Raw genomic sequence first — 15,800 nt, 5'->3', positions numbered from 1 at the left:
ATGAACGATTTCTTACCCTTTTTATCATCCATAAACCTCTCAACTACATTCTTAAAACTCCACAAAAAACGGATGTTGCTCCTCATCCAAACAGTACTCGATCCGCTCTCTAAAATTCGAATGCGTCACCATTTTGAGCGCCTCGTCAATCGGAAAAAATGCTACCTCCAGACTCTCAGAAGAAGTAGTCGGCACTCCTCCAACAGGCTTTGCGAGAAATAAGGTATTACAGATGGACCGTTTCACATTCTGAAATACCCCGCAAAAAGCCAACACCTCTATATCAATCCCTGTCTCCTCTTTTGTCTCCCTGATCGCCGCATCCTTTAACGACTCTCCTTCTTCCACCTGACCGCCAGGCATTTCCCAACCACGTCTTGGTCCCTTTATTATTAGAATTTCCCGGTTCTCATTCAGAACGATTGTAGCCGCTGAAACAATATGTTTCGGCGGTATGTATGTTTGTTGTGTCATCATGCTTCCCCCTTATATTAAAAGGAGCCTACCTTCTGCGATAAACCCCCGATACTTAAAACCCTTTGTTTATATAGCCTGATCTCTTTCAGCAGTCGTGAAAAATGCCCCTTTCACATAAATCGTATAGATCAAGACAATCACCGAAAAAACAACATTCCCTATAAAAGGTTGCTGAGGCTGGTTCGTTGCAATAACCGAACTGATCACGCCAAACAGCACTGAGTACGAGACGAACAACCAGAATCCCCATCTTTTCAACTTCATGTATCCATACACCATCAACAGAGAAAACATTGCCAGTACTACTCTCATCATCCGTTCAGGCAGGATCGATACACCAAAGCGTTCCGAAATGCTGATTGCCTCAGCATCTGCCTGATAAAAAATGGCGGTGAATACTAACACCACTGCTCCAAACACATAGAAATATCCAATTAGGGATACACCTAGTGGTCTTGTCATTACTTTCGCTCCCTTATGATCCATCGATTTGAAATTCCTTCTTCACTTTAAACACCAATCCCCCACTGACCAAGATGGCTGCCAGAAGGATCAGTCGCTCACCATTTGACAACTCAAATGAATAGCCCAAGCCGAACCACAGCATGCAGCTTACTATATTTATGCCGAATAACATCCCCCACATGACTTCTCTGACTTTTTTATACATACTATATCCTTTTAAAAAATGAATATAGCAGAAACAGATGATCCCTACTCCTATAACAATAAGAATCGACTTGCTCAAAGAAGACGATAGGGTGGTGCGCTCTTCCCAAGGCATATCAACAAAAAGCATATTGGATAGATACATCAAATTGAAAAGAGTTATAAATAAAACAACATAAAAGAATATAATCCATTCACTGAGATACAGTAATGATGCAAAAATTTTTTTATAGATTTTACTACCTCCGATTTCAACGAAAGTATCTGGGCAATTTATTCATCATTATTTTAAAACATATACCAATTATTCCAAACTATTCCATTTTACTCAAGTATACTTTTTAGAAAAAAGAAAGAATCTACATCCCGATTAACCCTTTCTTCACCCAACACCCCTTATCCGAATTCCTAACCACCACATCAAAATGCTCACTCTTCGGATGCATGAAGACTTCATATTGAACCCTTCGCTCGTCATGGGTCTTCCGTAGATAATCCTCTTCCATCCCTCTTTCGTTTATGTCGCGGATACCTCTTCTCATGAGCTCTGTCTCCCCATCTGTGTAGAAGTACATTTTCAGATCGTATAAATCCGGTTTGCTGAACGCGACGGACATTCCTTCTACAATCGTCAGGTTGTTTTGGGAAGAAATGAGCCGGCTTGGATCATAGGGTACGTCCAACGTGTACAAATCCATTCCCTCCCTCACCATCCTGATGTCCCGATCAAGGGCGAATACATGGTGAGCATCCGGATGACATGCGGTCATTTTGGACTGATGCTTTTCGTTCTTATATTCATACTCTATAAAAGAATGCTTCCTGACTGCCGAACTCACGATATAAGGATCAGTGTTGATATAATTGACTTCTCCTAGCAGCGTCATCAGTTTCTTCGCAAATGTCGTTTTACCAGAAGCACCGTGTCCTGAGATGCCGATGACCATTTTCCCTTCCTGCTTCGTCAATCGATCGGCTATGGTATGTAAGATTTTATCCATGGATTTCCTCCTTCTCTCAACTATTAGTCTTCTCCGCTGACATCGATTTCTGTACCGTCTTCATCCACACCGCCTGGATGCCTCATTTCATACATCTGCTCACGCATCCTGAATTGTTTAATCATCATGGCCAGAAAGATCCCGGCCAAAGAAAGATAGAAGAGGAAATCGATGTGAAAAAACAAAGCCACACTTAATAACAAAATAGAGGGAAGCGCTATGAGTAGTTGAAGCAGCTTCACTGTAACTTCGCCAATCTCACAAATTCCTCACTATCCTTCACGCACAGCTCCATCCCTTTTTCCCAAAAGGATTCCTTCGTAATGTCTTCCCCCAGATGCTTCATGACGAGTTTTTCTGCCGACATGCTGCCTGAATCCCGCAGGAGAGCCAAGTAATCGTCCTCGAATCCTTCTCCTGTTTCCTTCGCCCTGGCGAAAAGATGGAGGGCCAGTAAATACCCAAAGGTGTACGGAAAGTTATAGAAAGGAGACTCTGTTTTATAAAAATGGGGCGTCCATATCCATGAATGAACCGGGACCTCATCAAGGGCTCCCCCATACCCCTCTTCCATAGCCGACCCCATCAGCTCGTTCAGGCGTGCGGCCGGTATGAACCCTTTTCTCCGTTCTTCGTGCACCCTCTTCTCAAAGATGAATCTCGCATGCAGGTTCATGAAGTTCATGACGCTCCTTTTCAATTTCTCATCCAGTAGGAACAGCTTCTCTTTTTCAGTCTCCGCTTGCTCCATGGCGTTCTCTAAGATGATCATCTCTGCAAAGGTCGACGCCGTTTCCGCCAAATTCATGGGATACGACCTGTTCATCCCGTTCACTTGTTTCATTGCATGGTTATGAAAAGCATGCCCTAATTCATGTACCAGGGTCAGCACACCTTTAAACGAGCCGGGAAACGTCATGAACACCCTCGACTCCCTCGTCAAGGGAAACCCTGCACAAATCGGAACTGCCGACTTACCGGGACGATTTTCCGCTTCCACCCATCCTTCACGGAATGCCGTCTCCGCAAACCGCCCCATTTCTGCTCCGAATGCACGAAACCGCTCCTCGATCAACGCTGCTGCTTCATCGTACTCCATTCCTTGATGATCGTGATTCATCGGGGACCAGAAATGATAGGATTTCATTTTGGCATCGCCATTCATACCTGCCTTCACATTCAGGTATTCCGTAAAAGGCTCTTTATACTTCTCCATCACCGAAAGCATCGCATCCAGCGTTTCCGGCTTCATCCGATTTTGCGCAAGAGGAATCTGAAGAACATCCTCGACGCCCATGCTCTCATACATATTCAACCTGAAGCCTGTCAGATGATTCAGGATTTGAGCAAACTGTCCCTCGTGCTCAGTCCATTTTGCCACCAGCGCTTCATGGGCTTCCCTTCTGACCGACTCATCGGCATGCGTTCGGAGATTGATCGCCTGTCCAACCGAAAGCTCCTCTCCCCTCACCTGCACCCTGATACTGCTCATGTATGATTGATAGAATTGTCCCCATGCATGATATCCGTCTACCATGAGATTCGACACTTCCCGTGAAGGCTCCCGTTCTGCTTCTTCTCGCCATTCTCCCAGGATGAAGCGATAATCTTTGAGATTCTCTGAAGCAAGCAGACTTTCCCATTCCATTTCCTCTATGGAAGCTAACACTCTCTTCAAGTCACTCGTCATAGATTCATATCTTGATTGAAGGGTCGTTGATTCCCCCCTATAAAATTGGGCTCCCTGGTCATCCGGATCCACCGAAAGCAGGCAGATCGCAAATGACCTCATTTGTGCTATCCTAACCTTTATTTCCGTGAGGCGTTTAAGAATATTCTCCAGTTGATCCGGGACTGGCGTCACTTTCTGCATGAGTTCTTCCAGCTCGGAAACCCTGGCTTTCGTCTGTTTCATATGATTTTCCAATTCAGGTGATGCACTTCCCCCGTTGAAGAGGCTGTCGAGATTCCAAACCGTCTTATATTCCGTATGATTCATATTCCATTCTCCCCCCTAATCCCAGAGATTCGCCCTCGCAATCCCGCCTGTTCGTAAGTAATCCAATAACTGACCGGCGTGAACGGATTCGTGATAAGCGATTCTCATCAGCATATCGCCCATTTCTCTCACATATCCTACATCCGAACGATCAATCTTAACTTCAGATAAAGATCCTTCGTTCAATTCCGATACATACTCCAGAAAACTCTTTCTGAACGGTTCAGCAAACTCCAACTCGTTTTCCACTGAAATGTACGGCTTACCTGCAAAGGGTGATTCGTATTCACTTAAACTCCCTCCATTGATTAATGCCAAATGATAATAATGTTCACTTTCTAACACATGACGAACCATCTCGATACAAGACATGGCCTCACCATCAGGTTTCCAATGTAAAAAGTCCTTCGGAATGCCAGACCAAAGCTTTACGCTTCTCCGTCTCACTTCTTCCAAATTGAGTATGATTAATTGAATTGCATTCATCTCTAATAACCCCCTAATCAAACATGCGTTCCTATTTTACCTTATTTTCTACTATCTTCCAATCATTATTTGTCCCAATTTTCTAAATCAATTATAATTTCTTTATACTGCTAAATCGGAGGAATCATCATGCCAATCACTTTATCCCTATACAACCGAATCTATGAACATCAACTTAAGGACTTCCATCTCCCGGAAGACCAGCTCCAATTCACGAGCCTGCCCCTAGATAAAATCCAAAATCCCACCATCTCGCCAGACACCCGTCACATAGTGATCCTGAGTGATGACACCCCTGTCGGTTATTTTGCATTGGAGAACGGGGAGAAGCTTCGTAAATATTCGTCCAATCCAAAAGCAAGACTCTTAACCTCTTTTTCTATTGATGCAAGACACCAGGGACAAGGCATTGCCAAGGAGGGGCTCAACCAGCTGCCAGGTTTCATGAGGGAGCATCTTCCCGAGACGGACGAAGTGGTCCTCGGCGTCAACAAACGGAACCAGGCAGCCATCAGTCTCTACCTGAAGACGGGCTTCACCGACCATAACGAAGAATATGTGGGACCTAAAGGACCTCAGCGTGTTCTCCATTTGAACATATAAAAACAGGAATGCCCGTTATCTTGGGCATTCCTGTTTCTTTATCCTGTACAAATCATTATCCGATTTCCATCGGGATCCTGAATGACGAAAAAGGAAAAATCATCGAACCTTGTAATGTCAGAGACGATTTCATAGTTCAGCTGTTCTACGTACGAATAAGCTTCTTCAATATTTTCAGTGTGGAAATTAAAGAGAGGATGCTTACTACGACCAGCCTCTTTCATGACACCATCTGGTCCTGCATCCAGAGTAAGACCGGTAAAATGATTGATGGTCAGGTTATAGACGGGATCCTCCACCTGATCGACGTCATACTCTTGGCCCAGTAACTCCGAGTACCATCGGACGGAATCCTTCAGATTGCTGACATGGACGAACACAGTATTGATTTGATTTAATATCGGACTTTTCATTGATTTACCGCTCCTTATCATTTGAATGTCTTCATACATAACAACGCAGGAAACGGTCAAAACCTTACAGGTAAATTTAAAAAATATGATAAAAACAGGTGGCGTTCAATTTCACACGGAGCTCTTCAGCCGCTTGCTTCATCAAATCCCATGAAAAACAATAGAAAGTCCAGTTAGTGACCTCACCTCCCACTGTCTCGACTATATGAAGATTATTGAGGTACAGGTCTCCATCATTCTTCCTCTCCATCTCGACGACAACCTGCTGACCCCAAAGCATTTTATATTCCACCACAATTTGATGCTGGGCATCGACGACTTCCTTCCAGTCGTTGAGGGAGTTCCGTTTCGCTTCATCTCTGCCGACTTCAATCCCGGCATGGACGATATTGACTGTGACATTTTCACTCAACACTGATGCAATCAACTCGGGATCCTTATTTCTGAAACCATTCAATAATGTGTTGAGGGTCGCATTGGGGACAAGATCAAGGACGGGTGTCGATTTTATTTGCCCTCCCTTTGCTTTTCGAAGGACCGATCTTGCCCTCGTCAGATTGGTATACACAGCCCCTTCCGTCGTCGAAATCATGCCTGCAATCTCACTCGCCTTGAACCGGAAAGCCTCTGCGAGAAGGAGTGAGACATATTGATGGGGAGTCAGATGCTGGATAAGAAACTCGAGATGATCCATGAGTTCAAGATCAATGGCTGACGTGTGGTCAGGCTGAAGTTCTTCTTCCAAAACCTCTACAATATATGGATTTCTTCTATAACGATCAATCCACAGATTGGTCGCAATCTTAAATAAATACGATTTCATCTTTACAGGCTGATGCATTTTGGCAAGCATGGCCAGGGACTTAAACAATGTATCCTGCACCAGGTCCTCTGCATCCCACTGGGATCTCGTCAATCGATGGCAGTAGTGCCAGAGATCCGTTCGATAGGGCTCAATTTCCTTTTTAAACCGCTGTTCGATCCCTCTCATGTCATCGCTCAATTGTGTGGTCATCATTTCTCCTTCTTTCGTTGTTTACCATTTTATTTTCATGTTAATACAGAGTGAACATTTACGATAGGAAAATTCTGAATACTTTTAGGAGGGAATTCACCTCAATGTCTTGAAATAGTTAAAGATGAGATCAAAGGAGATGAGATAATGAACGTCCAGGATGTGCTCGAACAATACAAAAATGCGATTCACGAAAGAGATATCGAAAGCTTCCTCTCCATCTATGATCCCGCTGTCCATATCTATGACTGCTGGGGGAAATGGGAGTGTATCGGCCTTGCTTCATGGCAGGAGAATGTGACGGAGTGGTTCATCGGATTAAAGGCTGAAGAAGAAATACTGAAAGTCGACTTTCAGGATGTGGTGATCGAGGAAAATGCCAATCTCGCTTTTGCCCATTGTGCCGTGACATATGCTGCCCACAAAGAAGCATCGGGGGAGAAACTTCGCCAGATGACGAACCGCTTTACATTCTGCTTGGAAAAAGTAAAGGATACGTGGCTGATCACTCACGAACATTCATCATTGCCGATTAGTATGGAGGATGGGAAAGGGATGTTCGGGCTCAGGTAGGAATAATCAGACAGACTCGGAGGACACCATGCACATTCAACAAATTGACCGTTCAAAGCTTTCCCAATACGCAACCGTTTCAATTGCATACGAAGTGACAACCGAGCTACACGTTTGTCCCATTCACAACGGGCTGGGAGGGCTTCGGTTGGTTGAAAAGCCTTGCACTCCCTATGTGAAGGACTATGACCTCTTACAGGATTGTCATCCGCTCTCTTGGACCAAGCAGTTTGACTTAGATGAATGGGGATTGTTCCTCGCTATTGAAGACGGCATGTACGTAGGGGCCGCTACGGTGGCTCCAGAAACAGAAGGCACCGCGACCTTATGGGACTTGCGCGTGCAGCCCGATGCCAGGGGCAAAGGCGTTGGTGGCAGGCTTCTTGAAGCGGTCATCCTTTGGTCAAAACAACGAGACTACCAAACACTGATGGTGGAAACCCAAAACGTGAATGCCCCGGCTTGTACCTTTTACTCCGGCAAGGGATTTATTTTAGAGACGATTGATCCACATGGATACCGTGATTCTTTAGTAGAGAATGAAGTGAAATTAATATGGTCTATGGATCTAAGTCCATAGGGAACGGCTAAGGGAAGTTCTCTACAAATGGCATCCGGTCTTTTCAGTTCCATGAGTGTCCGCTACCTTTCAGCGGTCAAATCATCATATTTCAATTCCACACTTCCTTAAAATGAATGCCGACGAAACATAAACAACCGGTAGCGCCACTAACCAGTAGAATATATTTTTCCGCATGATCATATTAAAATAGTAAAAAAACAACGTGATCCAAGTAAGCATTAATACTATCCCAAGTGCCTTTTTCATCGTTTAGGTAAAAACCCCTTCGTTAAAATCTCTTCACTAGCTCCATATCCGCAAAGCGATTTTCTCCATACTCAGAATCTCCGTAGATTCCATTAATCGTATCAAGCCCAAGCTTTGTCCAGAAACGAATGGCTCCCCAGTTCTTCAACGCGACATTGGCACGAACTTCCTTGAATTCGTGGTGTTTCACGATTTCAAGGAATTCCTCCCCAACTTCCTGCCCCAGGCCTAATTTTTGATAGTCAGGATCAATCGAAAGATAGTTGATGTAAAAGGATTCCAAGACAGGGTGACCATGATAACTGACAAGAAGCCCGACTAATTCTTCGGACTCCTTCATCCGGATCACCTGAATCCTAAAATTTTCTTTCGTTCCCCCCGGTGGCAGGTCGCCCTCCAAGAAACAGCGCTTAACAAACCCTTCATCCAACGATCCGCCGTCCCATTGATGGATGTAATTGCCCTTTTCATAGAGAGACTGAACGCTGTGAATCTCCTCGTTTCTGAGATCTTCTACTATTAATCTTTTCGTTTTCCATTTAGTTGGAATTCGTTCCATGATTCGTTCCACTCTCCTACTATTCCTCTGAAGCATCCGGATACTGTTCATTAAATTCCCGTATCGATAACTTTCTTATAATCATTAATAAAATGATAGAAATAATGAAACACAATGGCGCCACTATGTCACTGAACTGAAATCGATCATCGCCCCAGGTGTCAAATCCCATAATAAATCCGTTTGCCAAAAAGAAGGTGAAAAATAGATATAACACGATGACTTTCCACGAATATTTAAAGATACTTTGCATCCACCAGATAATAAAACCTCCATGCAATCGTCTGCTTAAAGATTGAACGTTACTTCAAGTCCCGTCGGCTTCTTTTTAAAAGGAGTACCATATTCTTTGAATGTCAAGGTCATGCCGGATAGGTCTTCAGGTAACCTTGGAGTGACAATAAAGTCAAAACTCGTATGTTCCTGCGATCCGCCTCCACCCGTTACCCGGCAATCATAGCGGTTCCCTATCTCCAGGTGCCAGAAGCTGTTTCGGTGAAACCTTTCTCGTTCATAGCTTTCATCATACTCCTTGTCGATGTTCAGGTGGACCACACTTGCATTGGCATATTGCTTTATAAACGGAACGGTATATAAACATTCTTCTGTTTCAACCGCTTGTAAAATACGTATATATTTTTGAAAGTCCACGGGTTCAATTTGTGGTCTGAAAGCCTCTTCATTTTCAAGCACCCCAAAGATAGACCTTAAAAGGTCCTCATACAGATCATACTTTTCTGCCCATTTTGCAATATCTTCGAGTTTTGGATAACCCGGATTTTTATGGGATACTTGTTTTCTTTGTTGTAGCAATGAGCATAGTTCCTCATCGATAGGGAGAAGCTTATTATCATAATATTCCGTTGGTCGTTCGAACGGCATGCGTCTCATTTGATCAACCTCCTTATTTTAAAATATCGGTTCTTCCTTTTCCGATACAGTCACCAACCATGGCAGCACTAACATAAATCCAATGATCCACACCATGAACAGAGCCATATGGCCAAGCATGAATGCAAGCACAAATAACACGGGTATCAGCATGGTCATGCCAACCAGGATCTTCTTTGAATTGGATGTGAAATATAACCTCTGACGGCAGGAAGGGCACTGAATATCGAGTCCTTTCATAATCATTAATCTCTTGAAAATATAAAACCAAGACAAGTTTGCTTTACAATGGATACAGCGCGCCATCAGCCACTCCCCCTTATGGTTATCTACAGCCTTTTTGTATGATTTAAACCGGTTTAATCATACACCGCTTCCTTCCCACCATTCCTCAAAAATTCAAACATCATCTTAATCTGCGATTCTGTATTTCTTCCAACGGACAGCTCCGGTAAATCGTCTTCTTCAAAAAAACCGATCCCTTTCGTCTCGACGCCGTTTCTGGCTTCTCCGCCGTTCAACCTGCATTGAATGAATATTTTGTAGTAATGGTGTGACTGCGGGGGATGGGGATGTTTGTTCAAGTCGAGCAGTGCGAGTAATTTTACAGGGGTGACATCATATCCTGACTCTTCCCTTATTTCTTTTACGACGTTTTCACTAGGGGACAGGCCGATGTCACAGAATCCGCCTGGCAATGCCCATTTGTCATCGATTTTTTCTTTGACCATCAGGATTTTATCGTCTTTGAAGACGACACCCCTCACGTCCACTTTCGGTGTCTGATAGCCCGATTCGTTCGCGAACAAATCCTTTATCTTCGTCATCTCCAAGCCGGTATGTTCCTGCATGATTTCCGTGCTGATCGCCCTTAATTCTTCATACCTTTCCTTATCATAAAGATTCTGGGAAAAGGCCAGACCCGATTGAGATAAAGCCTGTATCCGCTGCGCCCATTCCAACCATTTATCGCTCATCGCTTTGCACTCCCTTCGTATGACCAATTAATTGATATCCAAATAATGCGTAGCATTCGGATACCGATCGCCTTTAGTAAAACCGAACGATGTATAGAAATGATTCGCTTTCTCGGTATCTGTATGGAGGACCAAGACATTGAAAGAGCGTCTGGCATCAAAGATGATTTGCTTTAATAGAAGAGTTCCTATCCCTTCATTTCTGTGCTCCTTTTTCACATAAAACCTTCTTACTCTGCCTTTTTCAGCCGAAGTTGGATCGACATTCAGCCCACCTACCGCTATGAGCTCATTACCATGATCATAAATACCGTATAAAGCTTCACCTTGTTTATTGAAACGATTGGTTCCTTCTCGATAGTCATTCAAAAGTCTTTCAACAAAGCCGAAACCGTCTTCTTTACTTTCTTGTACTAACGTATGTAAGTCTTGCTCAAGTAGATTTGTTATGGTAACCACCCTGTATTTCCCCATCACGATTACCCCTTTCTCCCAATCTTCACCGACAACCTCGACTCCTCTTTAAACACTCCCGATGCACTCATCTCAAGCATCGCCTCTCTCACTTCACGTTCAAATAGAGGTACATCCGATCCAAGGAAACGCTTCGAGCCATATGAAGTCGAGTAAAGGTTCCCGAGCAGCGACTCGATCGTCCAGGTGATTTCGTATGTAGGCAGAGTATGTTTTTCAAGGTTGAACTTAGATTGAGAAAGGATGTCTTCGTGAGGGGTGACGGGATGGGTGTAGGTGGAGTTCCCGGCTTTCCGTTCGTTTCCATACCACTTATGGACCAGTTCATTAAATCTTTCTTGCCATGGTTTCAATGTCTTATCGGGCTCGTAGTTGTCTATGACCGCTACCCCGCCACCTGGTGTCACGATGTCAAATAATTCATCCAACACCTTTTCCCGGTCCATCCAGTGAAAGGCTTTGGCGATCGTCACAAGGTGATATGGTTGAGGATGGTTGTATTCTTCCAACGTCCCATTGAACCACTGGATCTCTCCTACCCTCAATTCCTCGTGCAGCCGTTTCGCTTCTTCAATCATTTCCGGTTCCATGTCGATCCCGACAATTCTTTTGCACCAATCTGAAAACCGAATGGTCAGATGTCCTGTCCCGCAACCCAGGTCCAGGAGGTTTTGTTCCCCGTTTAATGAGAACTCTTTTACTAGGAATCTGATTAAAGTAGATGGATAGGTGGGTCTGTATTTGGAATAATAGGGTGCTGATCCCTTAAATAATTCGGTACCGTATGTATTCATTCGTGTAAACCTCCATCATAAGCTTCCTACCAATTATTTCAAATGGAAAGGATGAACTCAATCATTTTTCATAAAAAGGGGAAGAAAAAAAGCAACCTCCTATGACAGAGATTGCCCTCACACTCAACTATACTTTTCCGTCTCTTCCAAATACATCTCAACCGCTTCCTTCAACGGGCGTACAGCCGCCTCCCAGAAGTCCGTCCCTAATTCTTCCTGCAGGAATTCGATGCTCAGTTCGTCCATGGAATGGTTCCCCGATCGTGTAAGCAGCTGGTCGTACCGTTCAGGGAATGTTTCTTTGTCCTGTTGATAGAGTGAATAGACTCCGTTGCTGAATAGGTAGCCGATCGTGTACGGCAGATTGTAAAAAGCTTTCTCCGTGCTGAAGAAGTGGGGGATGGTCATCCAGTTATGGGTGAACACTTCATCCACGGAGTCATGGAACCAGTCCCTTTCTGTTTCTTCCATCAGTTGAACAATGTCTCCTGCTGAAAGCTTCCCGTTCAGTCGTTTTTTGTAAAAGGCCGCTTCGAACTCGAACTTGGCCGGGATGAAGGTGGTGTATTTCAGTCCGTTGGTGATTTTCATCTCCAATAGAGATAGCCGGTCTTCTTCTGTTTCCGCCCTATCAATCGCCGCATCCAGGACGAGATTTTCCGCGAACGTCGAAGCTGTTTCAGCTAGTCCCGTCCCCACCTTGTGGGAGAAGCCAGGCTGTTCATGAAGCAGGGAATTGTGATAGGCATGGCCCAGTTCATGAGCGATAGTGACGACATCGTTGTAGTTGCCCGTAAAAGAAAGCATGACGCGGCTTTCCTTCGCATTCGGGAATGAAGCACAGAAGGCACCGTGCTGTTTGGAATCTCCTGGCTCTGCGTCAATCCATCCTTCTTCAAAGGCCGTTTGGGCAAATTGGCCGAGCTTCTCACTGAAGCGACGGAACTGTCCGATCACGATGTCTGCCGCTTCCTCATACGTCAAGGTCGTCTTGGACGTGAAGGTTGGAGCATAGATGTCATACCAGCTCAATTTTTCCATTTGAATGAGTTTGGCTTTTCGTTCAAAAAAACGATGAAGCAGGGATTTGTGCTGATGGAGCGTCTCCATCATGGTGTTCACGGACCTTTCACTGATCCGGTTTTGTTCGAACATTTCCTTCAGGGGATTCGTCCATCCTCTCAGCTGGTACAGTTCATTTCGGAAACCCGCAAAATGGTTGAAGATCGAGGCAAACCGGTTTTCGTTCTCACGGCAAACCTTGGAGATGGCTTCACCCATTTCCATCCTCGTCTCCCGGTCATTTGAGAGCATCCCGCGAATATAAGCCATGTCAAAAGAAATGTATTCTGTCTTCCCATTGTCCGTTACAGGAACTTTCAATCGGGCGTATTCCTGATCATAATGATCTTCCCACCCGGCAAATCCGTCAACGGAAAGGGCATGAATCAGCTTCTCCATCTCGGGATCAAGTTGGTCCTTCACCTTTCGTCTTTGTTGCTTCAAGAACCGCTCACTGCCTGCCACTTCCCTGCGTCCGATGAAGGCTTCCCAGTCCTCATCCGCCATATGGGCAAGACACTGGCTATATCCGAGGAGCAAGGTGTCCATTTTTGCCTGCAGCTGAGTGCTTCTGGCGCTTAGATCCTGCGCTTCCCCGTCCAGAACATTTACTGATAGCAGGCAGATGATATATTCATCCATGTGAAACGCTTTCGTATAAAGGTCCTGCACACGTTTCGTGATGTCAACCGCTTCATCGGGATTCATCCCATGCTTCAATACGGATTGCGTTTCCTCGATATGTAGAAGAATCTCCTGAATTTGATCTTTCACCGGCCCGCTTCCCGGTCGTACATTTCTTAGATTCCATTGTTTATCACGTACTTGGTTCACACTAATCCCCTCCTATTACTTATGATGGTATAGAAAAATGGAAAATTTTACATCAGACTGAAGTCTGAGTTCGTCTCAATCATAGGCCGTGATTTTCTCAAAGTCGCTTCCTGCTATGATTTCGGCTTCATGCATGCTGGTCCATCGTTCCATCGAGATTTCAGGATGATTCTTCCTGTAGCTTTGGACGATTTCATATCCGATTTTGTAGTTGGCCCATTGGGGAATGCCTTTAGAAGAGTTTCCTGCTCTTAACTTCTCGTAGGCCTTCATATCATCGGAGTATCTACGTTCCGTAATCTCAGCTACTACCTTTTCCTTTTCCTCCGGTGTCATCGGTTCTTGCCAAGGGGCCTGGATCTTTGGATAAATGGTATGAGCAAAGGCATCTGCCTTCCCTTCCACCACGACCCCGCCGAGGATGGTCCTGATCGTTCCCCGATTACTTTCTTCCGCCAAGAGATGGTGGTATTCATGAGCGACAGTGTACTTCAACATGTCTTTTTGCATGGATGGTGAAAGTTGCAACACAATGACGTCCTCTGACAAGACAAACCCTGATACCCCCCCCATTTGCTCCACTATGAACGTATCTCTGGGTTCGCTGGAAAAATAATATATTTCTTATCCTTACCAGGGAGTTCTTTAGCGGATTTTAGCAATGCTTCTTTTATAATCCCGCTCGTCGTATCTTTGTCCTTTTCCAAATCCTTTATGGATTCTGCAAGCTTGTCCACTTCTGAGGACGGATCAAACGTATATCGCAAGCTGATTTCCTCCATATTGGACTTCTTTTTAAATGGCTCAAACACCTTTTCAATGAACACGGTCTCATTGCTTTTTCCCGTCTTTTCCCGTACGGTGTCTACGTACTCCTGCACTTCATCATACATATAAATGATTTCGAAATTCTGTTCCTCGTGGGAGAAGGTGATAGGCGTTTCCTGTTCCTTCTTATCCACTGGCTCTTTATTGGAGCATCCCACAAACATGAAGCATAATGCCGGTATGAGTAACGCCTTCCCAACCGTCTTCATGTGTCCATCCCCTCCATTCATTTCCATTTGTACCTAACTATACGCTTCTCATTTGGAAATAGTTTCAAATAGATATGAACAAAAAAAAGAACCACCCGATTCTAACCAGGAAGTTCTCACGTTCCTCACCCACCGGTATATACACTTGCACACGTCCCTGCCGCAGGTTCATAGTAACAATGATTTTTGAATTGTCCCGCAAACGGCTGATCATACCATGTAGGGGGACAAGGAGCATAAGGATTGAAATACCAAAGGGCATATTTCGCCGGATGCATGGCCCAATAATCCAGATTCTTTTTGGCCAATTTCTTTTCAACCGATCTTGCTCTGTTATAAAAAAGATTTCCTTTTTGGACCGCTTCAAAGGAGTAATTCCCACCCTGCACCTGGAAAATGACCTGGCGGATGCTCCTAACCTTTTTAAAATCCAAACATTCCGCCTTCGCACGGTTCACGATGACATTGCCCACGTACAGCATCCCCTGTTTCCCTTCGCCTTCCGCTTCCGCTCTCATCATCCTCGCCATCAAGGCTACATCGGCATCGGTGTATTTGACTCTTGGCATTTTACTCACCTCAGAATAGTTTATGAGGAATAACGGGTTTCATGTCAGGAATTATTACAAAAGGAGAGTTGGATATGTTTTTGGTGCTTACTTTAACATAATTTTCTCTTCGTACTTCATGTCTTTTGATGACCTATGGTCCATTTTAATCAGCTGATCATAACTAATATCCCCGTCATTTGCGGCATAGTCAACCCTTGCCATCGCCACAATGCCCCCGGCTTTCCACCTCATATCAACGCTCGTGGTTATATAATCATTTCTCGTGTCATTGCTTTTGTAATATATGTAGGTATGTTGTCCCTCTTGAAAAGCCCGAAAACCTGTTACACTTGTGTCTTTATAAATGTCTTTCCTGATATTTTGGGGTGCTTCTTCCAGTCGAATTTCTTCATAGTCCACTTTAAAACCTATACTCATATAGTAGAAGAAACCTATTCCCAAGAAGAAGGTTAACAGAATGAGCCTCTTTTTCATGATCTTACCTCTCCATCTTCATCTGTATAGATTGGGTGTATATGAAAAAAATCAAAACGAG

General features: G+C 44.4%; 23 protein-coding genes. 3 read left to right on the top strand and 20 right to left on the bottom strand.

Annotated features, from left to right (window positions below; all coding sequences use genetic code 11):
• Positions 1 to 51: 51 nt before the first annotated feature.
• The 7 genes from M1J35_RS06265 to M1J35_RS06235 form a co-directional block, all read right to left on the bottom strand.
• Positions 52 to 477, bottom strand: a complete 426-nt coding sequence (locus tag M1J35_RS06265; RefSeq protein WP_224521304.1) for an NUDIX hydrolase — start codon at positions 475 to 477, stop codon at positions 52 to 54.
• Positions 478 to 543: 66 nt separating this feature from the next.
• Positions 544 to 939: a hypothetical protein gene (locus M1J35_RS06260; RefSeq protein WP_254653059.1), complete on the bottom strand. Its 396-nt coding sequence runs from the start codon at positions 937 to 939 to the stop codon at positions 544 to 546.
• Positions 940 to 952: 13 nt separating this feature from the next.
• Positions 953 to 1,147, bottom strand: a complete 195-nt coding sequence (locus M1J35_RS06255; RefSeq protein WP_254653058.1) for a hypothetical protein — start codon at positions 1,145 to 1,147, stop codon at positions 953 to 955.
• Positions 1,148 to 1,505: 358 nt separating this feature from the next.
• Positions 1,506 to 2,147, bottom strand: coding sequence for a uridine kinase family protein (locus M1J35_RS06250; protein ID WP_254653057.1), 642 nt, complete (start codon positions 2,145 to 2,147; stop codon positions 1,506 to 1,508).
• Between the two features lie 23 nt (positions 2,148 to 2,170).
• On the bottom strand, positions 2,171 to 2,350 hold the full coding sequence (locus M1J35_RS06245; RefSeq protein WP_254653056.1) for a hypothetical protein: 180 nt from the start codon (positions 2,348 to 2,350) through the stop codon (positions 2,171 to 2,173).
• A gap of 35 nt (positions 2,351 to 2,385) precedes the next feature.
• Positions 2,386 to 4,146, bottom strand: coding sequence for a M3 family oligoendopeptidase (locus M1J35_RS06240; protein WP_254653055.1), 1,761 nt, complete (start codon positions 4,144 to 4,146; stop codon positions 2,386 to 2,388).
• A gap of 15 nt (positions 4,147 to 4,161) precedes the next feature.
• A complete protein-coding gene (locus M1J35_RS06235) occupies positions 4,162 to 4,632 on the bottom strand; it encodes a DinB family protein (RefSeq protein ID WP_254653054.1) in 471 nt (156 codons plus the stop codon).
• Positions 4,633 to 4,761: 129 nt separating this feature from the next.
• Here M1J35_RS06235 and M1J35_RS06230 point away from each other — a divergent pair, with 129 nt between their 5' ends.
• Complete coding sequence (locus M1J35_RS06230; RefSeq protein ID WP_254653053.1) at positions 4,762 to 5,235, top strand: GNAT family N-acetyltransferase; 474 nt, start codon at positions 4,762 to 4,764, stop codon at positions 5,233 to 5,235.
• A 38-nt stretch (positions 5,236 to 5,273) separates the two neighbouring features.
• Here the strand turns inward: M1J35_RS06230 and M1J35_RS06225 are convergent, their stop codons facing one another.
• Both M1J35_RS06225 and M1J35_RS06220 read right to left on the bottom strand, forming a co-directional pair.
• Positions 5,274 to 5,648, bottom strand: coding sequence for a VOC family protein (locus M1J35_RS06225; protein WP_254653052.1), 375 nt, complete (start codon positions 5,646 to 5,648; stop codon positions 5,274 to 5,276).
• A 76-nt stretch (positions 5,649 to 5,724) separates the two neighbouring features.
• Positions 5,725 to 6,666 (bottom strand): RNA polymerase sigma factor, encoded by a 942-nt coding sequence (locus M1J35_RS06220; protein ID WP_254653051.1) that lies wholly within the window; start codon positions 6,664 to 6,666, stop codon positions 5,725 to 5,727.
• Between the two features lie 144 nt (positions 6,667 to 6,810).
• On the opposite strand from M1J35_RS06220, the gene M1J35_RS06215 reads away from it, so the two are divergent.
• Both M1J35_RS06215 and M1J35_RS06210 read left to right on the top strand, forming a co-directional pair.
• Complete coding sequence (locus M1J35_RS06215) at positions 6,811 to 7,236, top strand: YybH family protein (RefSeq protein WP_254653050.1); 426 nt, start codon at positions 6,811 to 6,813, stop codon at positions 7,234 to 7,236.
• 28 nt (positions 7,237 to 7,264) lie between these two features.
• Positions 7,265 to 7,816, top strand: a complete 552-nt coding sequence (locus tag M1J35_RS06210) for a GNAT family N-acetyltransferase (protein ID WP_254653049.1) — start codon at positions 7,265 to 7,267, stop codon at positions 7,814 to 7,816.
• Between the two features lie 271 nt (positions 7,817 to 8,087).
• On the opposite strand, the gene M1J35_RS06205 is transcribed toward M1J35_RS06210, so the two are convergent.
• From M1J35_RS06205 to M1J35_RS06155, 11 genes are all read right to left on the bottom strand, one after another.
• Positions 8,088 to 8,636 (bottom strand): GNAT family N-acetyltransferase, encoded by a 549-nt coding sequence (locus tag M1J35_RS06205; RefSeq protein ID WP_254653048.1) that lies wholly within the window; start codon positions 8,634 to 8,636, stop codon positions 8,088 to 8,090.
• 276 nt (positions 8,637 to 8,912) lie between these two features.
• Positions 8,913 to 9,515, bottom strand: a complete 603-nt coding sequence (locus M1J35_RS06200) for a hypothetical protein (protein WP_224521316.1) — start codon at positions 9,513 to 9,515, stop codon at positions 8,913 to 8,915.
• A gap of 18 nt (positions 9,516 to 9,533) precedes the next feature.
• Positions 9,534 to 9,821, bottom strand: coding sequence for a TIGR04104 family putative zinc finger protein (locus M1J35_RS06195; protein ID WP_254653047.1), 288 nt, complete (start codon positions 9,819 to 9,821; stop codon positions 9,534 to 9,536).
• Between the two features lie 53 nt (positions 9,822 to 9,874).
• Positions 9,875 to 10,492 (bottom strand): NUDIX hydrolase, encoded by a 618-nt coding sequence (locus M1J35_RS06190; RefSeq protein ID WP_254653046.1) that lies wholly within the window; start codon positions 10,490 to 10,492, stop codon positions 9,875 to 9,877.
• A 27-nt stretch (positions 10,493 to 10,519) separates the two neighbouring features.
• Positions 10,520 to 10,966, bottom strand: coding sequence for a GNAT family N-acetyltransferase (locus M1J35_RS06185; protein WP_254653045.1), 447 nt, complete (start codon positions 10,964 to 10,966; stop codon positions 10,520 to 10,522).
• Between the two features lie 5 nt (positions 10,967 to 10,971).
• Positions 10,972 to 11,760, bottom strand: coding sequence for a class I SAM-dependent methyltransferase (locus tag M1J35_RS06180; protein WP_254653044.1), 789 nt, complete (start codon positions 11,758 to 11,760; stop codon positions 10,972 to 10,974).
• Between the two features lie 123 nt (positions 11,761 to 11,883).
• On the bottom strand, positions 11,884 to 13,656 hold the full coding sequence (locus M1J35_RS06175; RefSeq protein ID WP_254653043.1) for a M3 family oligoendopeptidase: 1,773 nt from the start codon (positions 13,654 to 13,656) through the stop codon (positions 11,884 to 11,886).
• A gap of 75 nt (positions 13,657 to 13,731) precedes the next feature.
• On the bottom strand, positions 13,732 to 14,229 hold the full coding sequence (locus tag M1J35_RS06170) for a DUF2268 domain-containing putative Zn-dependent protease (protein ID WP_254653042.1): 498 nt from the start codon (positions 14,227 to 14,229) through the stop codon (positions 13,732 to 13,734).
• An 8-nt stretch (positions 14,230 to 14,237) separates the two neighbouring features.
• Positions 14,238 to 14,693 carry a DUF2268 domain-containing putative Zn-dependent protease gene (locus tag M1J35_RS06165; protein ID WP_254653041.1) on the bottom strand — a complete coding sequence of 152 codons (456 nt, stop codon included), beginning with the start codon at positions 14,691 to 14,693 and terminating at the stop codon, positions 14,238 to 14,240.
• Positions 14,694 to 14,818: 125 nt separating this feature from the next.
• Complete coding sequence (locus tag M1J35_RS06160; protein ID WP_224521324.1) at positions 14,819 to 15,262, bottom strand: cell wall hydrolase; 444 nt, start codon at positions 15,260 to 15,262, stop codon at positions 14,819 to 14,821.
• Positions 15,263 to 15,349: 87 nt separating this feature from the next.
• The gene (locus M1J35_RS06155) at positions 15,350 to 15,739 is read right to left on the bottom strand and encodes a hypothetical protein (protein WP_254653040.1); all 390 of its coding nucleotides are present in this window, start codon (positions 15,737 to 15,739) and stop codon (positions 15,350 to 15,352) included.
• Positions 15,740 to 15,800: the final 61 nt, after the last annotated feature.

Source organism: Rossellomorea sp. KS-H15a, from assembly GCF_024195245.1.
GTDB classification, from domain to species: domain Bacteria; phylum Bacillota; class Bacilli; order Bacillales; family Bacillaceae_B; genus Rossellomorea; species Rossellomorea vietnamensis.
The sequence above is the reverse complement of the archived record's forward strand: the minus strand, read 5'-3'. Positions and strand labels throughout refer to the sequence as shown.